Source organism: Herbaspirillum huttiense, from assembly GCF_047300815.1.
Taxonomy (GTDB): Bacteria; Pseudomonadota; Gammaproteobacteria; order Burkholderiales; family Burkholderiaceae_D; genus Herbaspirillum; species Herbaspirillum huttiense_A.
Map to the genome: position 1 here is coordinate 680,633 of NZ_CP178608.1, position 25,697 is coordinate 706,329.

Here is a 25,697-nt window from a genome sequence, read left to right on the forward strand (position 1 = left end):
ACCTTGTTGGCGCGACAAGCGATGAGAGGAAGCCGGAATGTTGCCGGACGAGTCAGCCCCAAGGGGCAGGAACTCGAATTCAGTTTAGGTCGGGCTCGAATTAACTTGAAGTCAGACCCCGTAATTTCTGTCAGTGCGCGTAACATTTTTTTCTTGAAATCGCAGAAATAGGCAAAAAGTCGCCGGAAAGTGCCAAAAAGCCCTTGAAAAAGCAGGGACATGCCCTACTTGTGCCGCATCCCTTGGCGCACGGCCCTGCACATCAGGCTGCCGCACGCACGTAAATCATTGATTTGTTGGAGGTAATTCAGGAATGCAAGACATGGAAAAACAGGAAAACCCATCCGTCCAGCAAGACAACCAGGCTGCTGACGCCGCTGCTGCCACCGCCTCCGAGCAGGCTGCTCCGGCTGCCGAGCCTACGCTGGAAGACAAGCTGGCGGCAGCTGAAGCCCGTGCTGCCGAGATGCAGGACGCCTTCCTGCGTGCCCGTGCCGAAGGCGAGAACATCCGCCGCCGTGCTCAGGAAGACATCGCCAAGGCCCACAAGTTCGCCATCGAGGGCTTCGCCGAGTCGCTGCTGGCGGTCAAGGACAGCCTGGAAATGGCCCTGAAGATTGAAAACGCCTCGCTGGAATCGCTCAAGGAAGGCGTGGACATGACCTTGAAGCAACTCTCCTCGGCCTTCGAGAAGAACAAGCTGCAGGAAGTCAGCCCGCAAACCGGCGAGAAGCTCGACCCCATGAAGCACCAGGCCGTCTCGGCCGTGCCGGCCGAGCAGGAAGCCAACACGGTCGTTGCCGTGCTGCAAAAAGGCTATATGATTTCCGACCGTCTGCTGCGTCCGGCGCTGGTGACGGTGGCCCAGGGAAAGTAAGCGGACCGGCGCCGCGAGGGGATAAACGCAAAAGGCATCATTTTTGCTTGTCCCGGTGGTTTCGGCGCTTGAAAGTCCGCCTTTCCTCCACATATTCAAACCATTCAAAACACCTGTAGCCCGACATCCAGGGCTGAAAGAACGAAGGAAAAATCATGGGAAAAATCATTGGTATTGACCTGGGCACCACCAACTCTTGCGTTTCCGTCATGGAAGGCAACCAGCCCAAGGTGATCGAGAACTCCGAAGGCGCGCGTACCACGCCTTCCATCATTGCGTATCAGGAAGACGGCGAAATCCTGGTCGGCGCACCCGCCAAGCGCCAGGCCGTCACCAACCCCAAGAACACCATCTACGCCGCCAAGCGCCTGATCGGCCGCAAGTTCACCGAGAAGGAAGTGCAGAAGGACATCAACCTGATGCCCTACCAGATCGTGGCCGCCGACAACGGCGACGCCTGGATCGGCGTGCGCGACAAGAAGCTGGCCCCGCCGCAGATTTCCGCTGAAGTCCTGCGCAAGATGAAGAAGACCGCCGAAGACTACCTGGGCGAAGAAGTCACCGAAGCCGTCATCACGGTTCCGGCCTACTTCAACGACGCCCAGCGCCAGGCCACCAAGGATGCCGGCCGCATCGCCGGCTTGGACGTCAAGCGCATCATCAACGAACCGACCGCAGCGGCACTGGCTTTCGGCCTGGACAAGGCTGAAAAGGGTGACCGCAAGATCGCCGTGTATGACCTGGGCGGCGGTACTTTCGACGTGTCCATTATTGAAATCGCTGACGTCGATGGCGAAAAGCAGTTCGAAGTGCTGTCCACCAACGGTGACACCTTCCTGGGCGGCGAAGACTTCGACCAGCGCCTGATCGACTACATCATCGAGGAATTCAAGAAGATCAACGGCCTGGACCTGTCCAAGGACGCCATCGCCCTGCAGCGCATCAAGGCTTCGGCCGAACGCGCCAAGATCGAGCTGTCGTCCTCGCAACAGACCGAGATCAACGAGCCCTACATCGCCATGGCCAATGGCGCACCGGTCCACCTGAACCTGAAGATCACCCGCGCCAAGCTGGAGTCCCTGGTTGAGGAACTGATCGCCAAGACCATCGAACCCTGCCGCACCGCCATCAAGGACGCCGGTGTGAAGGTGTCTGACATCGACGACGTGATCCTGGTCGGCGGCATGACCCGCATGCCCAAGGTCATCGAGAAGGTGAAGGAATTCTTCGGCAAGGATCCGCGCCGTGACGTGAACCCCGACGAAGCCGTGGCCGTCGGTGCCGCCATCCAGGGTTCGGTCCTCTCGGGCGACCGCAAGGACGTGCTGCTGCTGGACGTGACCCCGCTGTCGCTGGGTATCGAAACCATGGGCGGCGTCATGACCAAGATGATCAAGAAGAACACCACCATCCCGACCAAGTTCAGCCAGGTGTTCTCCACTGCCGACGACAACCAACCGGCCGTGACCATCAAGGTCTACCAGGGCGAGCGTGAAATGGCCGTGGGCAACAAGGCCCTGGGTGAATTCAACCTGGAAGGCATCCCGCCGGCACCGCGCGGCACCCCGCAGATCGAAGTGACCTTCGACATCGACGCCAACGGCATCCTGCACGTGGGCGCCAAGGACAAGGCCACCGGCAAGGAAAACAAGATCACCATCAAGGCCAACTCCGGCCTGAATGAAGAAGAGATCGAAAAGATGGTGCGCGACGCCGAAGCCAACGCCGAGGAAGACAAGCGCCTGAAGGAACTGGCCGAGACCCGCAACCAGGGTGACGCGCTGGTGCACTCGACCAAGAAGGCCCTGGGCGAATACGGCGACAAGCTGGAAGCCGGTGAGAAGGAAGTCATCGAAGCTGCCATCAAGAACCTGGAAGAAGCCTTGAAGGGTGACGACAAGGCCACCATCGATGCCAAGACCGAAGCCCTGTCGACCGCGGCGCAGAAGCTGGGCGAGAAGATGTACGCCGACCAGCAGGCGCAAGCCGCTGCCGCCGGTGGTGCGGCCGGCGCTGCCGGTGCCCAGGCGGGTGCCGCCGGTGCAGCCCCGAAGGACGACAACGTGGTCGACGCCGACTTCAAGGAAGTGAAGTAATCCGGGACTGACGCCTCGATTTACCTGAGGTCAGCGCTCGCGCCCGGGTGCGGTTTTTCCGCAGCCCGGGCGGATTTTTGAGAAGCATCCACCCGGCCGGGTTGTTTTTTCGGCCAGGCCGGTACGCCGAGTCCGCAGTCAAAAGCTGAACTCGGCTTTTTCACATTGTTGGTTTCCGGTCGTGCTTGCGCGGCCGCAGATGCAGGCCATCGCAGCAGCGACGGAACACAATAACAAGGTGGGTTATACAACATGGCAAAACGCGATTTTTACGAAGTGCTCGGACTGGCGAAGAACGCCAGCGACGACGAAATCAAGAAGGCTTATCGCAAGCTGGCGATGAAGTACCATCCTGACCGCAACCCCGACAGCAAGGGTGCGGAAGACAAGTTCAAGGAGGTCAAGGAAGCCTACGAGATGCTGTCGGACCCGCAGAAGCGCGAGGCCTACGACCGCTACGGCCATGCCGGCGTCGACCCCAACATGGGTGGCGGCGGCGGTGCCGGCGCGGGCGGCTTTGCCGACGCCTTCGGCGACATCTTTGGCGACATCTTCGGTGGCGGCGGTGGCCGCGGCCGCAATTCCGGTCCGCAGGTCTATCGCGGCGCCGACCTGCGCTACAACCTGGAAATCACGCTGGAGCAGGCCGCGCACGGCTTCGACACCACCATTCGCGTGCCCTCCTGGGACCAGTGCGATACCTGCCACGGCAGCGGCGCCAAGCCCGGCACCTCGCCGGTCACTTGCACCACCTGCGGCGGTCACGGCCAGGTGCGCATGCAGCAGGGCTTCTTCAGCATCCAGCAGACCTGCCCCAAGTGCCACGGCAGCGGCAAGATCATTCCGGAACCCTGCACCACCTGCGCCGGTGCCGGCCGCATCAAGCGCAACAAGACGCTGGAAGTGAAGATCCCCGAAGGCATCGACGACGGCATGCGCATCCGTTCCTCCGGCAACGGTGAACCGGGCGTCAACGGCGGTCCCCCGGGCGACCTGTATGTGGAAATCCACATCAAGCCGCACGACGTGTTCCAGCGCGATGGCGACGACCTGCATTGCGAGATGCCGATCTCCTTCGCCAAGGCGGCACTGGGTGGCGAGATCGAAGCGCCCACGCTCAACGGCAAGGCGTCCTTCTCCATTCCCGAAGGTACCCAGAGCGGCAAGACCTTCCGCCTGCGCGGCAAGGGCATCAAGGGTGTGCGTTCCGGTTACGCGGGCGATCTGTTCTGCCACGTCGTGGTGGAAACCCCGGTCAAGCTGACCGATCGCCAGAAGGAACTGCTGCGCGAGTTCGAGCAGCTCACCACCGAAGGCGGCGCCAAGCACAGCCCGCAGACCAAGACCTGGAAGGACAAGGTCAAGGAATTCTTCGAGTAAGCCGCCGCTGCCACAGCAGCATCCTGCGTCACCAGCAGCAAAGCAAAAGGCCAGCGACATCGCTGGCCTTTTTCTTGTCCACAGCCTCCATCAAGCCATCAGAAGCAATGCTCCTGCGCCGGGAAGCTGCCGTCCTTCACAGCGGCCACATAGTGGCGCACCGCCTCCTCGATGCCGCTGGCCCCGTCCATGAAGTTGCGCACGAAGCGGCTCTTGTGGCCCGGGAACACGCCCAGCATGTCATGCATCACCAGCACCTGGCCCGAGCAATCGGGGCCGGCGCCAATGCCGATGGTGGGGATGGCCAGGCGGTCGGTCACTTCCTTGCCCAGCGTGGCCGGCACCGCTTCGATGACCACCAGCGAGGCGCCTGCCTGCTGTACCGCCAGCGCATCCGCATGCAGTTGGGTGGCGCCATCGCTGGTCTTGCCCTGCACCTTGAAGCCGCCCAGCTGGTGCACCGACTGTGGCGTGAGGCCAATGTGCGCGCACACCGGGATGCCGCGCTCGGTGAGGAACTTGATGGTATCGGCCAGCCACACGCCGCCTTCGAGCTTGACCATTTGCGCGCCCGCTTGCATGAGCAGCGCGGCGTTGCGGAAGGCTTCCTCGCGGGTCGGGTAGGTGCCGAAGGGCAGGTCGGCGATGATGAGCATGGTGCGGGTGCCGCGGGCCACTGCCGCGGTGTGGTAGGCCACATCCTGGATCGTTACCGGCAGGGTCGAATCATGCCCTTGGCAGACCATGCCCAAGGAGTCGCCGATCAACACCGTTTCCAGCCCGGCACGCTCCATGAGCGTGGCGAAGCTGGCGTCATAACAGGTCAGCATGCTGATCTTGTCGCCCTTGGCGCGCATCGCCTGCAGGGTGTGGGTGGTCACCGGCTTGGCGCGTGCCGCGCCCGATTCCTGAAGATAGCCTGCCATGAAAGATTCAACCTCCGTGATTGAGAAAGGCGCGCGGCCCGTGCATCTCCTGGATGTGCTGCAGCAGGATGGCCAGATCGGCGTCGCTGTGGGCCGGATCCAGGTGCTCGGTGTTGACGGTCAGTACCGGCGCGTCTTGGTAGTGATAGAAAAATTGACTGTAGCACTCCGACAGCCGTTGCAGGTAATCCAGGGAGATGGCTTCCTCCATGGCGATCCCGCGCGTTGTGATGCGCGTCTGCAAAACATCGGCCGGTGCCTGCAGATGGATCACCAGGTCCGGCACTCGCGCTTTGGGCTGCAGCTGGCGATACAAGGCGTCATAGAGCGCCAGTTCATCCCCGGCCAAGGTCAGCTGGGCGAACAGGATGTTCTTCTCCAGCATGAAGTCGGCCACGAAGCGTCCCTCCAGCTGCGCCGGATCCAGCGGCGCCTGCAACTGCCCCATGCGCTGCAGGAGGAAAAAGACCTGGGTCTGGAAGGCATGCCGTGCGGCATCCCGGTAGAACTCGGCCAGGAAGGGATTGCCCTCCGGCTGTTCCAGCACGGCCTGCGCGCCCCACAGCGTGGACAGGCGCGTGGCCAGCGAGGTCTTGCCGGCCCCGATGGGGCCGTCGATTGCGATGTAGCGGTAGCTTTCCAGTTCCATGGCTTCTTTCCCCCGGCGCGCCGGGTGCGGCATTGTAGTTGATTTCATCCCGGGCGACGCTGGCCGCGGGAGGCGATTGTTGTTAATTCTCTGTCAATATCCGGCAGATTGTCAGGTGGTGCAGACAACTCAGGCGGATTTTGGCCCTTATTCCACGCAAGGCAACACATGGTCAAGCAGCACAATAGTCTGTGGCTTGGTGCGCGCAGGGTAGACCGGCGGGGCCGCGAATTAGTGCCAGAGGCGGCGGCTGTAGCGGCTTTGCCCCGGCCTGGCCGGCCCGAAGTTGCCCGAAGTTACCCGCGCTGCCCCAAGAAGCGCCAGTTCCTGCCGTAAACATCAATGGGGCTTGATGCGTCGTCCTTGGCCCTGCCGTTTTTGATCCGAGCTGAAACAACCAACAGGAAAACGTGGCTGTGAAATCGCTTCGCAATATCTTGCCGGGGCTGTGCCTGGTGAATCTGCTGCTGTTCATGATGCTGGCCCAGCACTGGTGGCTGGGGCTGCTGGTGGGCCTGCTGATCGGCGGCGCCTTTTACCTGACTTGCCTGCCTGCCCCGGCCGTGGCGACGCCGCCGGTGCTGGCGCAACCGATGCCGGCGCCGGTTGCCGCCGAGCCGGTGCTGGCCGCTCCCGCGCCGCCGGTGGCGGGCAGCGCGCCGCTGGCCGATTTGCTGCGCGAAGTGCTGCCGGTGTGGCAGGGCAATGTCCAGCTGGCCCGGGCGCAGACGCAATCGGCCATCGACAGCTTGACGGCCCGCTTTGTCGGCATCCACGAGCGCCTTGGCGGCGCACTGGACCCGGCCAGGCACGGCACGAATGGCGAGATCCTGCAGACGGTGCAGCATGCGGCTGAACAATTGGGTGCCATTGCCACGGCCCTGGAAGGCATGCTGGCCTCGCGCCAGGTGCTGGTGACCAAGTTCGACAGCCTCATGGCCGCCAATGACGAGATCCGCCGCCTGGCCCAGCAGAACGAGCAACTGGCTGGCCAGACCGGCGTGACCGATCTGCTCAGCGACGAACAGAGCTGGCAGGAACTGGCCGAACGCTCGGCCGAGAACAGCCGCCAGATTGCCGCCCGCGCCAAGAGCGCGCGCCAGCAGATCATGGCGGCCATCGGCACCACCGGGGACGCCACCGCCAGTACCGAAGGCATCGCCGAAAACTCGCGCGCCGTGATCGACCAGATCATCGCCGACTTCCGCCACTCCGCCATGAAGCTCACCACGTCCATGGAAGCGCTGGAAGACGAGGGTCGAGAAGTGGACCGCGAGGTCTGCGACATCCTGGTCCACCTGCAATTCCAGGACCGCATCAGCCAGATCCTGGATCACGTGCAGCAGGACATCCTGCGCCTGCGCAGCGCGGCCGCAGACGCAGAGGCCCAGGCGTTGCCCTCGCCGCAGCAGTGGCTGGCCGATCTCGAAAAGACCTATACCACCCAGGAGCAACGCCAGATGCACGCAGGCCAGCAGGGCCATCCGGCGCCACCGTCGCAGGTGGATTTTTTCTGAGACCCGAGGAACCGAGATGGAAAAATGCATATTGATCGTCGACGATTCCTTCAGCCTGCGGCAGACCATCACGGCCGCCCTGAAGAGCGCCGGCTATCAGGTCGAAGAGGCTGCCGACGGTCGCGAGGCGCTCAAGAAACTCGATGGCCGCAAGTTCAACCTGGTCATCTCCGACCTCAACATGCCCAACCTGGACGGCCTGTCCTTCGTGCGCGAGATGAAGCAGTTGCCCGCCTACAAATTCACCCCCGTCATCATGCTGACCACCGAAAGCAGCGAAGCGCGCAAGCAGGAAGGCAAGGCTGCCGGCATCCGTGCCTGGGTGCACAAGCCCTTCCTGCCGCCGGTGCTGCTCGATGCCGTAGCCAAGCTGGTGCAGCCTTGAGCCGCCCGCACCGTTGAAGACAATGCTGAGACCCCCACCATGCCGCTGACGTATTCCGTGCAAGAGGACAGCCTGCTGCTCACCGTGAGCGGGGGACTGACCATTTTCCAGGCGGCCGAGCGCAAGCCGGAATTGCTGCACGCCCTGAGCTTGCCGCAGACGGAGGTGGTGCTCGACCTGGCAGGGGTCGATGAACTCGATACCGCCGGCATCCAGTTGCTGCTGCTGTTGCGGCGCGAGCTGGCCAACGCCGGCCGCCGGCTGGAAATCGGCGCCTGCAGCCCGGCGGTGCTGGCCGTGCTGGACCTGCTGCAATTGCATGAACGATTGAGCCCCGCCGTGGAGGCCGCATGAAGAAGGACTCCGCCCGCGACGCCGTCGTCCAGGAAGCCCGCGAGCTGCTGGTGGCCATGGAAGCGGCTTTGCTGCAGATCGAGATGGAAGGCCCGACGCGCGACAGCATCAACGCCATCTTCCGCGCTGCCCACACCATCAAGGGCTCAGCGGGCCTGTTTGCCTTCGACAGCATCGTGCAGTTCACCCATCAGGTGGAGCACGTGCTGGACCTGGTACGCGAAGAACGCCTGCCCCTGAACGCGCACCTGATGTCGCTGCTGCTGCAGTGTGGCGATTACATTGGCGAACTGGTCGACGCCATCGAATGCAACCAGGAAGCCGAGGAGCCCAACGCCGAGCGTCGTGCCACCTTGCTGGCCGAACTGGCCGAGGTGGCGCAGACGGCCACGGCGCCCGGTGAAGCCGCGGCCAGCGAACCGGTCCGCACCGGCCTTCGGCCCGCCGGCGAGGCGCTTGCGGAGGCGAGCGCCGGGCAGGAGGTCGACGCGGCCCTGCAGGCTGCGGCCGATTACCCTTACTGGCATCTGTCGCTGCAGTTCAACGAAAACGTCCTGCGCGACGGCCTTGATCCGCTGTCCTTCCTGTACTACCTGCGTTCGCTGGGGCGCATCATCGCCGTGCTCCCGGTAGAAGGAGGCCTGCCCGAGGCCGGTGCCATGGATGCCGAGAGCTGCTACCTGGGCGTGGAAATCTGCCTGGCCTCCGACTCCACCCGGCAAACGCTGGAGGACGTTTTCGAATTCGTGCGCGATGACAGCCGCATCGACATCCTGCCGCCGCAAAGTCCCCTGTCGGCGTATGCGGCCGTGCTGCAGCGCCTGGCACGCGAGGACGCGGCCCGCCTGGCGGGCCAGTGGCGCAGCCTGGCCTTGTTCAGTGAAGCGCAATGGCGCAGTCTCGGCGCGGCCACCCTGGAGGAAGCGGCCGCAGAGGTGGTGCCGGTGGCCGTTCCTGTTACCGGTGCGCGTCCGCGTCCGCTGGACGAGCGGCGCGCTCAGGAACAGAAATTCATCAAGATCGAAGTCTCCAAGCTGGACCAGCTCATCGACCTGGTGGGCGAGCTGGTCATTGCCGGCGCCAGTGCCCGGCTGATCGCGCGCCGCCGCAAGGATAGCCAGTTCGAGGAGGCCACCCAGGCCATCGACGGCCTGATGGAGCAGATCCGCGATGCCGCGCTCACGCTGCGCATGGTGCAGATCAATGAAGTGTTCCAGCGTTTCCCGCGTATCGTGCGCGACATCGCCCGCGATCTCGACAAGGACATCGAACTGACCATGACCGGTTCGGACACCGAACTGGACAAATCGATGGTAGAGCGCCTGGCCGATCCGCTCATGCACATCGTGCGCAATGCCATCGATCACGGCATCGAGCCGGCGGCCGAGCGTATCGCCGCCGGCAAGCCGCCCAAGGCTTCGCTGCGGCTCAATGCCATGCATGAATCGGGCAGCGTGCTGGTGGAAGTGATGGACGATGGCCGCGGCATGGATCGCGCACGCATCCTGGAGAAAGCCATCGCGCAAGGACTGGCAGCGCCGGAGGCCGAACTGAGCGATGCCGAGATCTACCGCTTCGTTTTCGAGCCCGGTTTCTCCACTGCCGAGCAGATCACTGAACTCTCCGGGCGTGGCGTGGGCATGGACGTGGTCAAGCGCAACATCGATGCGCTGCAGGGCGAGGTGGCCATCGATACCGAAGCGGGCCGGGGCACGGTGGTGCGTATCCGCCTGCCGCTGACGCTGGCCATCATCTCCGGTTTCCAGGTGGTGGTGGGCAATGCGGTCTTCGTCATTCCGCTGGACATGGTGGTGGAGTGCATCGACATGCCGCCGCGCCAGAGCGGCAGCCATATCGTCGCGGTGCGCGGCGAACCATTACCCTTCGTCCCGCTGCGCGAACTGTTCGACTTGCCGGCGCGCGAGCAGGGGCGCGCGCGCAAGAGCCTGGTGATCGTCCAGTATGGACAATTGCGCGCCGGGCTGCTGGTCGATGGCCTCTTGGGTGAATGCCAGGCGGTGATCAAGCCGCTGGGACGGCTCTTCGGCAAGGTCAAGGGATTGTCCGGCTCGACCATCCTGGGCGATGGGCGGGTCGCGCTGATCCTGGATATTCCACACCTGGTGCAGCATACCCAGCAGCAGGAACAAAGCAGTACGGCGGCCTACGCCGAACGCAGCGTGGCGGCGGCGCCATGACGGGCGCCGGCGATGCGCCCGCACCACGAGGGGAAGCGAGCATGCAAGAATCGATGACCAACAGGATGAGCATCAAGCAGATCTTCATCTGGCTGGCGGTAGTCCTGTCCATCCTGGTGGCGGTGGTGATCAGTCTCACCGATACGCTGCGGCAGGCCAATACGGCGCTGGAGCATGCGCACCAGTCGCGCTATGAATCTGGCGCGCTGGCCAACGAACTGCGCCGTACCACCGAGGATATGACCAAGTTCGCGCGCGCCTACGTGACCACGGGCGACCCCAACGACGAGGATCGCTATTACATGATCCTGGACATCCGCAACGGCAAGCGTGCGCGCCCCTCCAACTATGACCGCTTCAACTGGGACCTGGTCAGTGCCCGCAAGCTGCCGGTGGAGGCGGGCGCCCAGACGGTGCCGCTGAGCGAATTGATGAAGCGCGCCGGTTTCACCGAACAGGAACTGGCCAAGATGCAGGAAGCGCTGAAGCTGGCCGACCAGCTTTCGCGCATCGAGATCACTGCCTTCCACGCGGTCAAGGGCGAGTTCGATGATGGCGAGGGCAAGTTCACCGTGGTCGGTGCGCCCAACCAGGCCATGGCGCAGGAACTGGTATTCGACCAGACCTACCGCACTCTGTTCGGCCGCGTGATGGCCCCGATCAATGACTTCCTGCGCCAGGTCGATGAACGCACCCAGGCGCGCGTACTCAAGGCCGGCAGCGACTATGCCGAACTGGAACAGAAGATTTTCTGGCTGCTCACCGCATCGGTAGTGGTGCTGTTCGTCTGCCTCGGGTTTGCCTACCGCACCATCCGCGCACAGATCGGCGGCGAGCCGCGCGACGCCATGAGCGTGCTGCGCCGCGTGGCCGAGGGCGATCTGACGGTCACCGTGCCGCTGCGCAAGAATGACAAGGTCAGCGTGCTCTACAGCACCCAGCAGATGGTCAACAAGTGGACCGACGTCATCGGCGATGTCAGCGGCACCGCCAGTGCGCTGGCCTCGGCCTCCGAAGAGATATCCTCCTCCTCGCAGGCGCTCTCGCACAATGCCTCGCAACAGGCTGCCAATGTCGAGGAAACCAGCGCCTCGGTGGAAGAGATCACCGCCACCATCGCCCAGAATGCCGACAACGCCCGCGCCATCGATCTCATCACCACCAATGAAACCTATTTCTTCCGCGAGCAGAGTCACTTCGATTTCCTGACGCGGGAGCTGCTGCCGCTGTGGCGCGATCATGAGTACCTGCGCGTCTGGAGCGCAGCCAGTGCCACCGGTGAAGAAGCCTATTCCCTGGCCATGCTGCTGGACAATCACCGGCCCGCCGGCAGCTGGTCGGTCTTCGGTTCCGACATCAGCACCCGGGTGTTGCGCTTTGCGCGCCGTGCGCTCTATCCCATGGCGCGCGGACAGAATATTCCCCACCCCTACCTGCGTCGCTATTGCCTGCTCGGCACCGGCGAATACGAGGGCCATTTCCTGGTCCAGGCGGACCTGCGCGCCAAGGTCGAATTCGCCCAGCGCAACCTGACCGCGCTGCATGAACATGATGACGGGCTGTACGACCTGATCTTCCTGCGCAACGTCATCATCTATTTCGACTGCGACACCAAGCTGCAGGTCTTGCGCGACGTCATCGCGCGCCTGCGTCCCGGCGGCTACCTGATCGTGGGCCATTCGGAATCGCTGCACGGCATGGCGCTGGAGCTGCTGATGCACTCGCCCTCCATCTACCGGAGGCCGCCATGAGTACACCCTCGGCCATCCGCGTGATGGTCATCGATGATTCGTCGGTAGTGCGCCAGCTGATGCAGCAGCTGCTGGCGCAGACGGCCGACATCCGCGTCATCGGCACCGCGCCGGATCCGGTCTTTGCCCTGCGCAAAATGCAGCTGGAGTGGCCTGACGTGATCCTGCTCGACATCGAAATGCCGCGCATGGATGGCATTACTTTCCTGCGCCAGATCATGGCGACCAGGCCCACGCCGGTCATCATGTGCAGTGCGCGGGCCGGTGGCGAGGGCGGCGTGACGGCCGAAGCGCTGGCCGCTGGGGCCGTGGCGGTGATTGCCCGGCCGCAACTGGGCGTGCGCGATTTCCTTCATGAGGCGGTGGCCGAGCTGGCCACTGCCATCCGCGCTGCCGCCCTGACCGGCCCTGGCGCGCGGGGCAAGCCTGAAAGCTTCATCGGTGGCGCTGTACAGGCAACACGGGCCATGTCACCCGCGCTCAAGCTGCGCCCGGTCAAAGCAGCCGCAGCGGAAATGCTGCATGATGCGGGATGGGCTGCGGTGCTGCAGCGTCATACCGCCGATGCGGTATTGGCAGCGCCGGGGCCGGAGGATGGCTATCGTCCGCCGACAGCGCGCATCGTCGCCATCGGTGCCTCGACCGGGGGGCCGCAGGCGCTGGAACGGGTACTGAAACCGCTGGATCGCAGCTGTCCGGGCATCGTGGTGGTGCAGCACATGCCGCAGCGGTTCACCCGCAGTTTTGCCGAACGGCTGCACCGCATTTCCGGCGCCGAGGTCAAGGAAGCCGAGCATCTCGACCTGGTGTTGCCGGGCCGGGTGCTCATCGCCCCCGGGGGCAAGCACCTGGTGCTGCGGCGTGACGGACAGCAGTATTACGTGGAAACATTGGATGGCCCGCTGGTGAGCCGGCACAAGCCTTCGGTGGATGTGCTGTTCCGCTCGGCGGCCAAGGCCGCGGGCAGCAATGCAGTGGGCATCATCTTGACCGGCATGGGGGACGATGGCGCAAGGGGGATGCGGGAAATGGCCGATTGCGGCGCCGCCACCTACGCCCAGGACGAGGCCAGCAGCGTGGTCTTCGGCATGCCGAAAGAAGCGATACACATGGGTGGCGTCGGTGACGTCCTCCCGCTCGATCATATCTCCGCCGTGATAGAACAATATGCCTCTAGAGAATCTCAATGAGCTGATCGAATCCGCGCTGGTCGTCGATGACAGTGCCCTGCAGCGCCAGCACAGTGTGTCGCTGCTGCAGGAGCTGGGCGTCGATCTGATCTACGAGGCCGGCAACGGCAACGAGGCGCTGGATCTGCTGGCGCTGCTCAAGCTGCCGCCGGGCCTGGTAGTGATCGACCTGGAGATGCCGGGCATGGATGGCATCGAACTGATCCAGCAATTGCAGCAACAGGGCATCGACATTCCCCTGATCGTCGCCTCCAGCCGCGAGACTTCGCTGCTGTTGTCGGTGGAAACCATGATCCAGGCCCTGGGCATGAACCTGATCGGGGTACTGCAGAAGCCGCTCAACCAGGGCCAGCTGCGCGCCGCCTTACGCTCCTTCCGTCCGCGTGGCGGCGGTGCCCACGCGGACGATGATCCCCAGCCTTCCATGTGCGAAAGCGACCTCGGCACGGCCATCGGTGGCGGCCAGGTACTGCCGTATTTCCAGCCCAAAGTGGATGTGCAGACCGGCATCCTCAAAGGGGTCGAAGCGCTGGCACGCTGGATCCATCCCGAGCGCGGCATGATCCCGCCGGACCGCTTCATTCCGCTGGCCGAGCAGTCCGGCCTGATCCACGATCTCACCATCAGCATGATGGACCAGTCCATGGCACAGGCGGCCGTCTGGCATAGCCGGGGACTGGCGATCAAGGTGGCGGTGAACCTGTCGCCACTGTCGCTGGAGCAGCCGGATTTCCTGCGCCGTATCCTGGAGCTGGTGGACAAGCACGCCCTGCCGGCCGAAAACGTGGTGCTGGAAATCACCGAAAGCTCGGTGGTGGCGCACAAGGGCAATTCGCTGGGCATGCTGGCGCGCTTGCGCCTGAAGGGCTTCGGACTTTCCATTGACGATTACGGCACCGGCTTTTCGTCGATGCAGCAGCTGGCGCGCGTCCCCTTCACCGAACTGAAGATCGACCGTTCCTTCGTCCATGGCGCGCATGACCGCAAGAACCTGCGCGTGATCCTGCAATCCGCGCTGGACATGGCACAGCGCCTGGACCTGGTGACTGTGGCCGAAGGGGTGGAGACGATGGAGGACTGGCGCCTGCTGCAGGACTTCGGTTGCATCCTGGGACAGGGCTACCTGATCGGCAAGCCCATGCCGGCCAATGAATTGCCGTTGTGGCTGAAGGGGCATCATCGCCGCCTCAATGAACTGCGGCCGCTGGGCAAGGGTGCCGCCACGGGCGGTTCGGTCTGAGCGGCGTGGCTCAGCTCACAGCCGGCTGATCGGCTGGTCGGTGATTGCATCCAGGAAATCACGGGCCGCGCCCAGTCCCGGAATCTGCACCTGCGCATCGATCTCCAGCATGGGCACCAGCACGAAAGCGCGCTGTGCCATGCGGGGATGCGGGACGATCAGTTCTTCATCCTCCAGCACGGCCTCTCCATACATCAACACATCCAGATCCAGCGTGCGCGGGGCATTGCGGTAGGGGCGCTCACGCCCGTGCTGCAGCTCGATGGCCTGCAGCGCATGCAGCAGTTCCAGTGCGGAAAGCGACGTGGAAACCAGTGCGACGGCATTGACGTAGTCGTCGCCACTGGAATCGATGGGCGCGGTGCGATAGAGCGAAGAGGTCCGCAGCAGTTGCGACTGCGGCAGCCGGGCCAGATGGGCGATGGCTTCTTCGACGGTGGCACGGGCGTCGCCCAGGTTGCCACCGATGCCGATCCAGGCCTCTGTGGAGGAGGATTGCACGCTGTTCAGTCGTCGCTTGCAGGCGCGCCTTCACCACCCGCACCGCCTGCACCACCGCTGCTGCGACGACGGCGACGGCGCTTGGGCGCCTCGCCCGTGCCGGTATCGGCCGGTTCAGCTGGCGTTTCGGCCGCTTCCTTGGGGGCGCGTGCGCGCACCGGCGCCGGGGCGGTGGCTTCCTGCTCGCTGCCGCTGTCGCTGGTGTCAACGGCATCAACGGTATCCCCCGCCGACTTGCTGCGGCTGCGTCCACCCCGGCGCTTGCGCTTCTTGGGACCGGCGTTGCTGCTGGCGGGATCGGCCGGCTTGCGGGCAATCAGTTCTTCGCGCTCGGCACCGTTGCCGGCGATGAAGGCTTCCCACCATTCGCCGAGTTCGGCATCGAGTTCGCCGGACTGGCAGCGCAGCAGCAGGAAATCGAAACCGGCGCGCAGGCGCAGGTGTTCCAGCAGCTTGTACGGGGCCTTGCCGACACGGCGTTCGAAGCGCGGCTGCATGGCCCAGATGTCGCGCATGTCGGAGGCGATCTTGCGCTGCAGGGCCAGCTTCTCGGTCTGGGCATCGAGCACGTCGTCGGCGGCCAGATGCAGGGCCGGAATCGGATACTCACCGGCAGCCTGGTAGGCGCGCCATTTTTCCAGCACCTGGTGCCACAGCAGCGAGGCGAACAGGAAGCCCGGCGAGACCCCCTTGCCTTCCTTGACGCGGGCATCGGTATTGGCCAGCGCCAGGCTGACGAACTTCTCGCCCAGCGGCTGTTCCAGCACCACGTCGAGCAGCGGCAGCAGGCCGTGATGCAGGCCTTCCTTGCGCAGCTGCTGCAGGCAGGCCAGTGCATGGCCGCTCATGAGGAGCTTCAGCATTTCATCAAACACGCGAGCCGCCGGCACGTTGTCGATCAGCGGCGCCATCACGCGGATCGGCGCGCTGCTGGCCGGATCGATGGTGAACTTGAGCTTGGCCGCGAAGCGCACCACGCGCAGCATGCGGACCGGGTCTTCACGGTAGCGCGCTTCGGGTTCGCCGATGATGCGCAGCTTCTTGTCGCGGATGTCGGCGATACCGCCGTGGTAATCGAGCACGGCCTGGCTGGCCGGATCGTAGTACATCGCGTTGATGGTGAAGTCGCGGCGGGTGGCATCTTCATGCTGCTCGCCGAAGGTGTTGTCGCGCAGCACGCGGCCATGTTCATCCTTGGGCGCGGCTTCGGCCGAGGCACCCCGGAAGGTGGTGACTTCGATCAACTCTTGTCCGAACATCACGTGCACGATCTGGAAGCGGCGGCCGATGATGAAGGCGCGGCGGAACAATTGCTTGACCTGTTCCGGCGTGGCATTGGTGGCCACGTCGAAATCCTTGGGCTTGATGCCCAAGAGCAGGTCGCGCACCGCACCGCCGACGATGAAGGCCTTGTAGCCGGCATCCTGCAGGGTCTGCGTCACGCGCACCGCATTGGGCGAGACCAGTGCCGGATCGATGCCATGCTCTTTGGGGCCGAGCACATCGGGCTCGATCTTGCCGCCGGCGGCCGCGGCCTTGGCGCGCGATTTTTTCACGGGCTCGGCACTCTCGGCGGCAGCGGCCTTGCCGCGGCCGAGAATGGAGCGAATCAGTTTCTTGATCATTGCGCGTGGCCGTCGGCGAAGAGGTTCAGCACCGGCCAGCCGCGCGCCTGGGCGTGCGCCAGCAGCTTGTCGTTGGGGTTGGTGGCGATCGGATCGGTCACCCGTTCCAAGAGCGGAATGTCGTTCTGCGAATCGCTGTAGAAGTAGCTACGCTCGAACTGGTCCAGCTTCAAGCCCAAGCGTTCCAGCCAGGCTTCGGTGTGCACGATCTTGCCCGGGCCGAAGGTCGGCGTGCCGTCCAGCTTGCCGGTGAGGTTGCCGGCGTCATCGAGAGCGGGCAGGGCGGCGATCAGGTGCTCCACGCCGAAGTGCGAGGCGATCGGCTTGGTCACGAAGTGGTTGGTGGCGGTGACGATGGCCACCAGGTCACCGGCGTCCAGGTGCTGCTTCACCAGGGCCACGGCTTGCGGCAGGATGGCGGGCTTGACCACTTCGTCCATGAATTGCAGGTGCATCTCGTCGAGCTGCGTGCGCGTAAAGCGCGACAGGTTGCCCAGCGCGAATTCCAGATAGGCCACCGGATCGAGCGTGCCGTTCTGGTAATGGGCGAACCATTCGTCATTGGCCTTGCGGAAGCTGTCGGCATCCACGGCGCCGATGCGCGCCATGAATTCACCCCACTCGTGGTCGGAGTCGAGCGGCAGCAGGGTATGGTCGAGATCGAAAAGGGCGAGGTTCATTGTTCTCCGGATTCCTGTTGTAACAGTTCGCGTAGCAAGGGCAGGGTGATGGCGCGCTTGGTGGCCAGCGAGTAGCGGTCCAGCGCGTCGAGCATGCGCGACAGCGAGGGCATGTCGCGCCGGTAGTGGGTGAGCATGTACATCATCACGGCCGGGGGGATTTCCAGGCCGCGGTCCAGGGTGATCTGCAGCAGGGCGGCGATCTTCTCGTCATCCGACAGGTCGTGCACCTGGTAGATCAGGCCCCAGCCGAGCCGGGTGCGCAGGTCTTCGCGCAGCTCCAGGCGGGTCGGCGGCAGGGTGCCGGTGCAGACCATGCAGCCGCCCTGTTCGCGGATCTGGTTGAACAGGTTGAAGGCGGCGATCTGCTGTTCCTCGAACAGTTGATCGACGTCGTCGAGCAGGTAATGGCTGGTCTGCGGGCTGTAGTCGAAGGCCGACTCGGGGGAGTCGGCACTGATGAGGCGGGCGCGGTTGCCTTCCTGGCCAGCCTTGGTAGCCAGGGCGTGCAGCAGGTGGGTCTTGCCGGCACCGGCTTCGGCCCAGAGATAGATGAAGCGGTCGGTGCTGGCACTGCCGGTCTGGATGGATTTGTCCACGCCGGCCGTGGCCAGCAGCTTCAAGCGCTCCAGCAGTTCTGCGTTGCGGCCGGTCACGAAGCTGTCGAAGCTTTGCGGCTGGTCCGCGCTCAAATCGAGCGGAATCTGTTTCATCGGTGGCTATCAGCTACGAAGGCCGCAAGCTGCTTGCGGCCAGTTAATGCAGGACGGCGCCAAGCGCCCGAGCCTGCGCAGCGTCCTGCAAGGGCAGGGAGGCTGTGATCGATCATAAACTCTTCAACGGTTGTAAAAATTGCTGGCCAGATACTCGCGCCGCACATGCATGGCGATCACCGAGACAATGGCCGAGGCCGGCAGCGCCAGCAGCACGCCGACAAAACCGAACAGCTGGCCAAAGGCCAGCAGCGCGAAAATCACCACCAGCGGGTGCAGGCCGATACGCTCACCCACCAGCTTGGGCGTGAGGATGAAGCTTTCCAGCACCTGTCCCACGCCATAAATCAGGGCCACCCACAGCAAGCCGATGGCCCCATCGAATTGCAGGATGGCCGCCAGGATCGCCAGCACCAGTCCCAGGCCGAAGCCCACATAGGGAATGAACACCAGCAGGCCCGTCAGGACGCCCACCGGCAGGGCGCTGTCAAATCCGGCTGCAGTGAGCGCAACCGAATAATAGACCGCCAGCACCAGCATCACCAGCAATTGTCCACGCAAGTACTGTCCCAGGAGGCTATCGACCTCGGCCGCCATGGTATTGACGCGGCCGGCCCAGCGGCGCGGGATCATGATCTGCAGGCGCTTGAGGAAGGGATGCCAGTCCTGCAGCAGGTAAAACAGCACCATCGGCACGAACAGCAGGTTAGCCAGCCAGGCCAGGAGCGCCGTGCCCCCGACCTTGGCCGAGGCCAGCACCGAACTCCACAGCTCGTCGCCACTGGTGCTGATCTGTTGCGTGAGCAAGGCCTTGATGCCCGCCAGGTCCAGCCGCACGTCGATGCCCAGCTGGTGCAGGCGCGGCGAGAGGAAGGCGTTCAACTTGTCCAGCAGCGGCGGCACCTGGGCCTGCAGCAGCGGGATCTGGCGCAGTACCAAAGGCACCACGATCAGCACCAGCGCCAAGCCGGCCAGGATCAACAGCAGCACCATGATGGTCACGCCCACGAAACGCGGGATGCGCAGCGGGCCGATGCGGCGGCTGGCGATCCAGTCCACGCCGGGGTTGAGCGCATAACCGATGATGCCGGCGGCGACGAAGGGCGAGAGCATCGGGCCCAGGGCCACCAGCAGTGCCAACAGCAAAATGCCGACAATCAGCCACGCCAGGTTCTGTTTTTGCTCTTCGGACAAAGAAAAAGGCATGGATTCGGAGTTCGCGGGTGGCGGTTTTGTTAAAATCACGGCTTGGCAGGGGCACTTCCGCCCTGAATCCCCTATTTTACCGTCTTCACTGGCAATATTTCATCATGACTTCACCTTCCAATGTCTCCCTCTCCTACCGTGACGCTGGCGTCGATATCGATGCCGGTGACGCCCTGGTCGAAGCGATCAAGCCGTTCGCCAAGCGCACCACCCGCGAAGGCGTGCTGGGCGGCATTGGCGGTTTCGGTGCCTTGTTCGAGATCAGCAAGAAGTACAAGGAACCGGTGCTGGTCTCCGGCACCGACGGCGTGGGCACCAAGTTGAAGCTGGCCTTCCACCTGAACCGTCACGATACGGTCGGTATCGACCTGGTGGCCATGAGCGTCAACGACATCCTGGTGCAAGGTGCCGAGCCGCTGTTCTTCCTGGATTACTTTGCCTGCGGCAAGCTGGACGTGCCCTCGGCCACCGATGTCATCAAGGGTATCGCCGCCGGTTGCGAACAGGCCGGCTGCGCCCTGATCGGCGGTGAAACCGCAGAAATGCCCAGCATGTACCCGGACGGTGAATACGACCTGGCCGGCTTCGCGGTCGGCGCGGTGGAAAAGTCCAAGATCATCGACGGTACCAAGATCGCCCCGGGCGACGTGGTGCTGGGCCTGGCCTCGTCGGGCGCGCACTCCAACGGCTACTCGCTGGTGCGCAAGATCCTGGACGTGGCCAAGCCCGACCTGGAAGCCGATTTCCACGGCCGCAAGCTGGCCGATGTGCTCATGGCCCCGACCCGCATCTACGTCAAGCCGCTGCTGGCGCTGATGGAGAAGCTGGAAGTCAAGGGCATGGTCCACATCACCGGTGGCGGCCTGGTCGAAAACATCCCGCGCGTGCTGAAGGATCACTTGACGGCTGAGCTGGACGCCAAGTCCTGGACCATGCCCCCGCTGTTCACCTGGCTGCAGCAGCATGGCGGCGTGGCCGATGCGGAAATGCACCGCGTCTTCAACTGCGGCATCGGCATGACCGTGATCGTCTCCAAGGAAAACGCCGACGCCGCTGAAGCCCACCTGAAGGCCGCCGGTGAAACCGTCTACCGCATCGGCGCCATCCGCGCCCGCGCTGAAGGCGAAGCACAGACCATCGTGCGCTGATCGATCCCAGTAAATCGTTTTAACGATTTATAAAGTAAAAAGGCTGCATTCTCAGGAATGCAGCCTTTTTTATTTCCGGTGGAGAATTTCCCGTCAGATGAAAACTTAGTTTTGTTAAAACAAAAACTAAGTTTCCCACAAGAAAAAACTAACAGTGAGTTCAGCTCGCCTGCCCGACATCTCCATCCTGCTCCGCCAGGATCTGGCGCGGCACGGACTGCAGGCCGCGCGCCACGCCATTGGGCGGCGGCACGCGCACCGGCTCGCTGATGTCGGCGGTGGTGGAGAGCACGTTCAGGGTATCTTCCGGCGGGGCATCCCAGACCGGATCATCGATGGCCTCGAAGACGCGCTTCAATTGCGACCCCCAGCTGCGGCGGATCATCTGGAAATACTGGTTCTGCTCATCGATGGTCACGAAGCGGGTCACGGCCAGGTCTTCGCTCTCATAAACCAGCAGGTCCAGCGGCAGGCCCACCGAGATGTTGGACTTGAGCGTGGAATCCATGGAGATCAGCGCACACTTGGCCGCCTCGTCCAGCGAGGTCTGGGGCGTGACGACACGGTCAATGATGGGCTTGCCGTACTTGGATTCGCCGATCTGGAAATACGTGTTCTCGTCGTGCGACTCGATGAAGTTGCCGGCCGAATACATCTGGAACAATCTGCAGCGCTCGCCTCGGATCTGGCCGCCGAAGATGATGCTGACGTTGAAATCGATACCGAACTTGCTCAGCTCGGCGGCCTCGCGGTCATGCACGGCGCGGATGGCATCGCCCAGGATCTGGGCGGCTTCGTACATGGAGGTGGCAGTCCAGATGCTGCGGCCTTCCGCATTGGTGCGGTCGGTCAGCATCTGGCGGATGGATTGCGAAATCGACAGGTTGCCGGCGGTCATCATGACCATCACGCGGTCGCCCGGATTCTCGTAAACACTCATCTTGCGGAAGGTGCCGATATGGTCCACGCCGGCGTTGGTGCGTGAATCGGACAGGAACACCAGGCCGCTGTTGAGGCGCAGGGCTACGCAGTAGGTCATGATGGAAACGTGATACGTGGAAACGGAAAGCCGGATTTTACCGTAAGGCCCGGTGCCAGAGCGTGCGCGCCGGGGGCATCTGTCGTGACGTACCTACAGTAACGGCCTGTTTCCAGAAAAGATGACAGCGGCTGTGCTTCTTTCTTGCCCGTGAAGCACAGCCGGGGCGGCTTACGCTGCCAAAGGAACAAGAAAATCGCGGCTGATGCGATTGCCCAGTTCGAAGATGCGCTCCAAAAATTCGGTGAGCGTATCGTGCAGCCCGGCTTCCAGGATTTCCTCGATGCGGGCGAATTTCAGGTCGGCATGCAGCTTGCCCGCAAAGCGCTCGGTATCGGCCGAGACGTCATTGCGCACGTGATGCAGATTGGAGATCACGTTGCCCATGCAGGCCAGGAGCGAACGCGGCATGTCGGCGCGCAGGATCAAGAGCTCGGCCACACGCTCGGGCGTGATGACGTCGCGGTAGACCTTGCGGTAGATCTCGAAGCCCGACACCGAACGCAGGATCGCGGCCCAGTAGTAGAAGTCCAGCTGTCCCGCTTCATCGCGCGCCGACTGGCTTTGCGATTGCGATTGGGATTGCGACTGGCCGTTCTGCTTCTGCGACTGCGCTTCCTTGGCGCCGTGGAATTTGACGTCGATGATGCGCGCCGTGTTGTCCGCACGTTCCAGGAAAGTCCCCAGGCGGATGAAGTGGAAAGCCTCATCCTCCAGCATGGTGCCGATGGTCACACCGCGCGAGAGGTGCGAGCGATGCTTGACCCATTCGAAGAAATCGCTCGGGTTCTGCTCCAGTGCATTGGTCTGCAGGTAGGACTGCATCTTGATCCAGGTGGCGTTCTGGATCTCCCACGCTTCGGTGGTCAGCGCGCCGCGCACGGCACGCGCATTCTCGCGCGCCTGGCGCAGGCAGGAGGCAATCGAGGACGGGTTGTTGGGGTCCCGCACCATGAAGTCGATGACATCCTTCTGCGTGAGCTTGTCGTATTTCTGGTTGTAGCCATAGAGCAGTTCCGAGATGCCCAGCACGGCGCGCCAGCCTTGCTCGGCGTCGTCGACCGATTGCGGCAGCAGGGCGGTCTGCACATGCACGTCGAGCATGCGGGCAGTGTTCTCGGCGCGCTCGGTGTAGCGGGCCATCCAGAAGAGGTGATCGGCGGTACGGCTCAGCATCTTATTTCTCCAGAATCCAGGTGTCCTTGGTGCCGCCGCCTTGCGACGAGTTCACCACCAGCGAGCCTTCCTTCAAGGCCACGCGCGTCAAGCCGCCCTTGACCATGGTGATCTGCTTGCCAGATAACACGAACGGACGCAGGTCGAGGTGGCGCGGGGCGATGCCCGATTCCACATAAGTCGGGCACACGGAGAGGGCCAGCGTGGGCTGGGCGATGTAGCCATCCGGCTTGGCGATGATGCGCGCGCGGAAGTCTTCGATTTCCTGCTTGGTGGAAGCGGGACCGACCAGCATGCCGTAACCGCCGGCACCGTGGACTTCCTTGACCACCAGCTTTTCGAGGTTGGCCAGGGTGTAGGAGAGATCTTCCTTCTTGCGGCACTGGTAAGTGGGCACGTTGTTGAGGATGGGATCTTCGGACAGGTAGAAGCGCACCATGTCCGGTACATACGGATAGATCGACTTGTCGTCGGCCACACCGGTGCCGATCGCATTGGTCAGGGTCACCTTGCCGGCGCGATAGGCCTGCAGCAGGCCCGGCACGCCCAGCGCCGAATCGGGACGGAAAGCCAGCGGATCGAGGAAGTCGTCATCGATGCGGCGATAGATCACGTCGACCCGCTTGGGGCCGCGCGTGGTGCGCATGTAGACCACGTTGTCCTTGACGAACAGGTCCTGTCCCTCGACCAGTTCCACGCCCATCTGCTGGGCCAGGAAAGCGTGCTCGAAGTAGGCCGAGTTGTACATGCCCGGGGTCATCACCACCACCGTCGGATCGGTTACGCCCGCCGGTGCCACCGAACGCAGGTTGTCCAGCAGCAGGTCGGGATAGTGATCGACCGGCGCAATCTTGTGGCGCTTGAACAGGTCGGGGAAGAGCCGCATCATCATCTTGCGGTTCTCCAGCATGTAGGACACGCCGGAGGGCACGCGCAGGTTGTCTTCCAGGACGTAGAATTCACCTTCGCCCGCCCGCACGATATCGACACCGGCGATGTGCGCGTAGATGTCGTTGACCACGTTCACATCCTGCATCTCGCGCCGGTACTGGGCGTTCTGGAAGATCTGCTCGGGCGGGATGATGCCGGCCTTGACGATCTTCTGTTCGTGATAGATGTCGTGGATGAACATGTTGAGCGCTTTGACGCGCTGGACCAGTCCCGCTTCCAGCTTGGCCCATTCGGCCTTGTGGATGATGCGCGGGATGATGTCGAAGGGGATCAGGCGCTCGGTGCCGGCATCGTTTCCATAGACGGCGAAGGTAATGCCGACGCGGCGGAAGATCAGGTCGGATTCGGCACGTTTGCGGGCGATGATTTCGGGCGACTGCGCCGAAAGCCAGCTGGCGAATTCTGCATAGTGCTGACGCACTTGACCTGCTTCGCTGCCTGCGCCTCCTGAATACATCTCATCAAAAAAATGTGCCATAGATTTGCTTCGTGTTCCCGTGGGGAGCGGGAATCTTTCTAAGTAGGTTGTAACGAAAACAGAGGCGGTGGGTACGGCAAAACTACAGCGTGGGTACAGCGTCATGCGATGGCGCTAGGGGACTGCCGCTGCACGCCAGCGCCAGCGTGCATGAAGAAAGACTAACAGAGGCTTGAATTTTTTGACAGAGGAAAATTGCATGCTTTTGCTCCTCGCCCGCGCGGGTCTGCTGCCATCAAACGCAGACCCGCAGCGGCTTCAGTTATTCCAGGGCGTGGGTGCGGGAACCTCGCAGGGGGCCGGCATGTCGATGGTCTTGAAGTCGGCCGGACTAACGATTTCCAGATACTCCATGTCGGGCGAATAGTCGAACAGGAAGTGCACGATGCCCGGCCGCTGGTGCACGCAATCCCCGGCCTTGACCAGCGTGACTTCGGTCTCGTACATGAAGCGCGCCCAGCCTTTCAACATGATGACGATGTGGAAGTTGGCCTCGTGCCGATGCCATCCGGTGCCGGCTTGTGGCGCCATGTTGGCCTTGACCAGCTGCGCCACCACCTGGCCGCCGGTGGCTGCGGCAATGCCCAGGTCGCGATACAGGAAGAAGTCGCGCAGCCCTCCCGTTTCATAGGGCGTATCGCCTTCGCTGACATGCGAAAACGTGTTCTGCGCCAGTACGCTTGCCTCCGCTACGGTATTCATCACATCCATCCTTTCTGCGGTCTCCCGCCATGGGCCTGCGACAAAAAACGGGCGCGACTTTTTGCTGCCTTCAACTGCTTCTGCGCCCTAGAATTCCACGTCCAGTTCGTCGATATCCTCCGGTTCCTTTTTGGCTGCCGTGATCCACTCCTGCATCTCCGGCATGGCCATGATGCGCTTGGCATAGGCGGTGCAGATGGGATCGAGCTTGACGTCATAGGTGATGAAGCGCGTGACCACCGGCGCATACATGGCATCGGCCATGGTGCGCTGTTCGCCGAACAGGAAGGGCCCGCCGTACTTGGCCAGGCACTCCTTCCAGATGGTGGTGATGCGCACGATGTCGGCTTCGGCGCGGGACCACACCTTGAAGTTGGGGAAGTGGCCCTTGAGGTTCATCGGCAGCGCCGCGCGCAGGGCCGAGAAGCCCGAATGCATTTCGCCGCACACCGAGCGGCAATGCGCACGGGCGGCGAGGTCGGCCGGCAGCAGCTTGGCGCCGGGGCGGATTTCGTTGAGATATTCGGCAATGGCCAGCGTATCCCATACCAGTACGTCGCCATGGTGGAGGCTGGGTACCAGGATGGAGGAAGACAGCAGCAGGATCTCTGCCCGTGCCGACGGGTCGTCCGGCGGCACGATGTCTTCCTCGAAAGAGAGCCCGGCGAACCTGGCCATGAGCCAGCCGCGCAGGGACCACGAGGAGTAGTTCTTGCTGGTGATGCGCAAAGTCGTCTTAGGCATGTCAGTCCTTTATCTGTTTTGTGCGGGTTGACTTTGGGCACGCGGCCGCGTGAGCGGCGGTGTCTTGTTCATGGTCATCATCTTCATCGCCCGCCCCGTCTGCGCTCGGGGAGGACACGGCCCTCGGGAGCAGGCCGCGTACCACTGCTTGCAAGGCTTGTGCCAGCTCGC

The 25,697-nt window shown here is 63.2% G+C and carries 23 protein-coding genes; 11 read left to right on the top strand and 12 right to left on the bottom strand.

Features of this window, described 5'->3' with window-relative positions:
- The first annotated feature begins 313 nt into the window (after positions 1-313).
- From grpE to dnaJ, 3 genes are all read left to right on the top strand, one after another.
- Positions 314-877, top strand: coding sequence for a nucleotide exchange factor GrpE (grpE, locus tag ACLRDN_RS03195; RefSeq protein ID WP_413458946.1), 564 nt, complete (start codon positions 314-316; stop codon positions 875-877).
- A gap of 155 nt (positions 878-1,032) precedes the next feature.
- A complete protein-coding gene (gene dnaK / locus ACLRDN_RS03200; protein WP_121042962.1) occupies positions 1,033-2,973 on the top strand; it encodes a molecular chaperone DnaK in 1,941 nt (646 codons plus the stop codon).
- 252 nt (positions 2,974-3,225) lie between these two features.
- A complete protein-coding gene (dnaJ, locus tag ACLRDN_RS03205; protein ID WP_088756402.1) occupies positions 3,226-4,353 on the top strand; it encodes a molecular chaperone DnaJ in 1,128 nt (375 codons plus the stop codon).
- 98 nt (positions 4,354-4,451) lie between these two features.
- Here the strand turns inward: dnaJ and panB are convergent, their stop codons facing one another.
- Both panB and ACLRDN_RS03215 read right to left on the bottom strand, forming a co-directional pair.
- Positions 4,452-5,279, bottom strand: a complete 828-nt coding sequence (gene panB, locus ACLRDN_RS03210) for a 3-methyl-2-oxobutanoate hydroxymethyltransferase (protein WP_134135504.1) — start codon at positions 5,277-5,279, stop codon at positions 4,452-4,454.
- Positions 5,280-5,286: 7 nt separating this feature from the next.
- On the bottom strand, positions 5,287-5,928 hold the full coding sequence (locus tag ACLRDN_RS03215; protein ID WP_413458947.1) for a deoxynucleoside kinase: 642 nt from the start codon (positions 5,926-5,928) through the stop codon (positions 5,287-5,289).
- Between the two features lie 416 nt (positions 5,929-6,344).
- Between ACLRDN_RS03215 and ACLRDN_RS03220 the strand changes: the two genes are divergently transcribed.
- From ACLRDN_RS03220 to ACLRDN_RS03250, 7 genes are read left to right on the top strand one after another with little or no spacing between them, the layout of a single operon-like run.
- The gene (locus tag ACLRDN_RS03220; protein ID WP_413458948.1) at positions 6,345-7,445 is read left to right on the top strand and encodes a chemotaxis protein; all 1,101 of its coding nucleotides are present in this window, start codon (positions 6,345-6,347) and stop codon (positions 7,443-7,445) included.
- A 16-nt stretch (positions 7,446-7,461) separates the two neighbouring features.
- Complete coding sequence (locus tag ACLRDN_RS03225) at positions 7,462-7,830, top strand: response regulator (protein ID WP_088756398.1); 369 nt, start codon at positions 7,462-7,464, stop codon at positions 7,828-7,830.
- Between the two features lie 39 nt (positions 7,831-7,869).
- Positions 7,870-8,184: an STAS domain-containing protein gene (locus tag ACLRDN_RS03230; RefSeq protein WP_413458949.1), complete on the top strand. Its 315-nt coding sequence runs from the start codon at positions 7,870-7,872 to the stop codon at positions 8,182-8,184.
- Positions 8,181-10,382 carry a chemotaxis protein CheA gene (locus ACLRDN_RS03235; protein ID WP_413458950.1) on the top strand — a complete coding sequence of 734 codons (2,202 nt, stop codon included), beginning with the start codon at positions 8,181-8,183 and terminating at the stop codon, positions 10,380-10,382. Before ACLRDN_RS03230 ends, ACLRDN_RS03235 begins: the two co-directional genes overlap by 4 nt.
- A gap of 41 nt (positions 10,383-10,423) precedes the next feature.
- Positions 10,424-12,133: a CheR family methyltransferase gene (locus ACLRDN_RS03240; protein ID WP_413458951.1), complete on the top strand. Its 1,710-nt coding sequence runs from the start codon at positions 10,424-10,426 to the stop codon at positions 12,131-12,133.
- Positions 12,130-13,323, top strand: coding sequence for a protein-glutamate methylesterase/protein-glutamine glutaminase (locus tag ACLRDN_RS03245; RefSeq protein ID WP_413458952.1), 1,194 nt, complete (start codon positions 12,130-12,132; stop codon positions 13,321-13,323). Before ACLRDN_RS03240 ends, ACLRDN_RS03245 begins: the two co-directional genes overlap by 4 nt.
- Positions 13,301-14,563, top strand: a complete 1,263-nt coding sequence (locus ACLRDN_RS03250) for an EAL domain-containing protein (protein WP_413458953.1) — start codon at positions 13,301-13,303, stop codon at positions 14,561-14,563. Before ACLRDN_RS03245 ends, ACLRDN_RS03250 begins: the two co-directional genes overlap by 23 nt.
- A gap of 15 nt (positions 14,564-14,578) precedes the next feature.
- Here the strand turns inward: ACLRDN_RS03250 and folK are convergent, their stop codons facing one another.
- From folK to ACLRDN_RS03275, 5 genes are all read right to left on the bottom strand, one after another.
- Positions 14,579-15,064, bottom strand: a complete 486-nt coding sequence (gene folK / locus ACLRDN_RS03255; RefSeq protein ID WP_413458954.1) for a 2-amino-4-hydroxy-6-hydroxymethyldihydropteridine diphosphokinase — start codon at positions 15,062-15,064, stop codon at positions 14,579-14,581.
- A gap of 5 nt (positions 15,065-15,069) precedes the next feature.
- The gene (gene pcnB, locus ACLRDN_RS03260) at positions 15,070-16,689 is read right to left on the bottom strand and encodes a polynucleotide adenylyltransferase PcnB (RefSeq protein WP_413458955.1); all 1,620 of its coding nucleotides are present in this window, start codon (positions 16,687-16,689) and stop codon (positions 15,070-15,072) included.
- Positions 16,686-17,369 carry an HAD family hydrolase gene (locus ACLRDN_RS03265; protein WP_413458956.1) on the bottom strand — a complete coding sequence of 228 codons (684 nt, stop codon included), beginning with the start codon at positions 17,367-17,369 and terminating at the stop codon, positions 16,686-16,688. Before ACLRDN_RS03265 ends, pcnB begins: the two co-directional genes overlap by 4 nt.
- Entirely contained in the window at positions 17,366-18,082 is a 717-nt protein-coding gene (gene hda, locus ACLRDN_RS03270) for a DnaA regulatory inactivator Hda (protein ID WP_034338369.1), read from the bottom strand. The genes ACLRDN_RS03265 and hda overlap by 4 nt, the downstream gene beginning before the upstream one ends.
- Before the next feature lie 123 nt (positions 18,083-18,205).
- The gene (locus tag ACLRDN_RS03275) at positions 18,206-19,288 is read right to left on the bottom strand and encodes an AI-2E family transporter (protein WP_034338366.1); all 1,083 of its coding nucleotides are present in this window, start codon (positions 19,286-19,288) and stop codon (positions 18,206-18,208) included.
- 104 nt (positions 19,289-19,392) lie between these two features.
- On the opposite strand from ACLRDN_RS03275, the gene purM reads away from it, so the two are divergent.
- Positions 19,393-20,436 (top strand): phosphoribosylformylglycinamidine cyclo-ligase, encoded by a 1,044-nt coding sequence (purM, locus tag ACLRDN_RS03280; RefSeq protein WP_413458957.1) that lies wholly within the window; start codon positions 19,393-19,395, stop codon positions 20,434-20,436.
- Positions 20,437-20,596: 160 nt separating this feature from the next.
- Here the strand turns inward: purM and ACLRDN_RS03285 are convergent, their stop codons facing one another.
- The 5 genes from ACLRDN_RS03285 to ACLRDN_RS03305 all read right to left on the bottom strand — a co-directional run bounded on the left by ACLRDN_RS03285 (position 20,597) and on the right by ACLRDN_RS03305 (position 25,526).
- A complete protein-coding gene (locus ACLRDN_RS03285) occupies positions 20,597-21,475 on the bottom strand; it encodes a peptidase (RefSeq protein ID WP_413458958.1) in 879 nt (292 codons plus the stop codon).
- A gap of 171 nt (positions 21,476-21,646) precedes the next feature.
- A complete protein-coding gene (locus ACLRDN_RS03290) occupies positions 21,647-22,651 on the bottom strand; it encodes an alpha-E domain-containing protein (protein WP_039789198.1) in 1,005 nt (334 codons plus the stop codon).
- 1 nt (position 22,652) lies between these two features.
- Positions 22,653-24,080, bottom strand: coding sequence for a circularly permuted type 2 ATP-grasp protein (locus ACLRDN_RS03295; RefSeq protein ID WP_034338355.1), 1,428 nt, complete (start codon positions 24,078-24,080; stop codon positions 22,653-22,655).
- 258 nt (positions 24,081-24,338) lie between these two features.
- Positions 24,339-24,782 carry a cupin domain-containing protein gene (locus ACLRDN_RS03300; protein ID WP_413458959.1) on the bottom strand — a complete coding sequence of 148 codons (444 nt, stop codon included), beginning with the start codon at positions 24,780-24,782 and terminating at the stop codon, positions 24,339-24,341.
- Positions 24,783-24,869: 87 nt separating this feature from the next.
- Positions 24,870-25,526: a glutathione S-transferase family protein gene (locus tag ACLRDN_RS03305; protein WP_413458960.1), complete on the bottom strand. Its 657-nt coding sequence runs from the start codon at positions 25,524-25,526 to the stop codon at positions 24,870-24,872.
- Positions 25,527-25,697 lie beyond the last annotated feature (171 nt).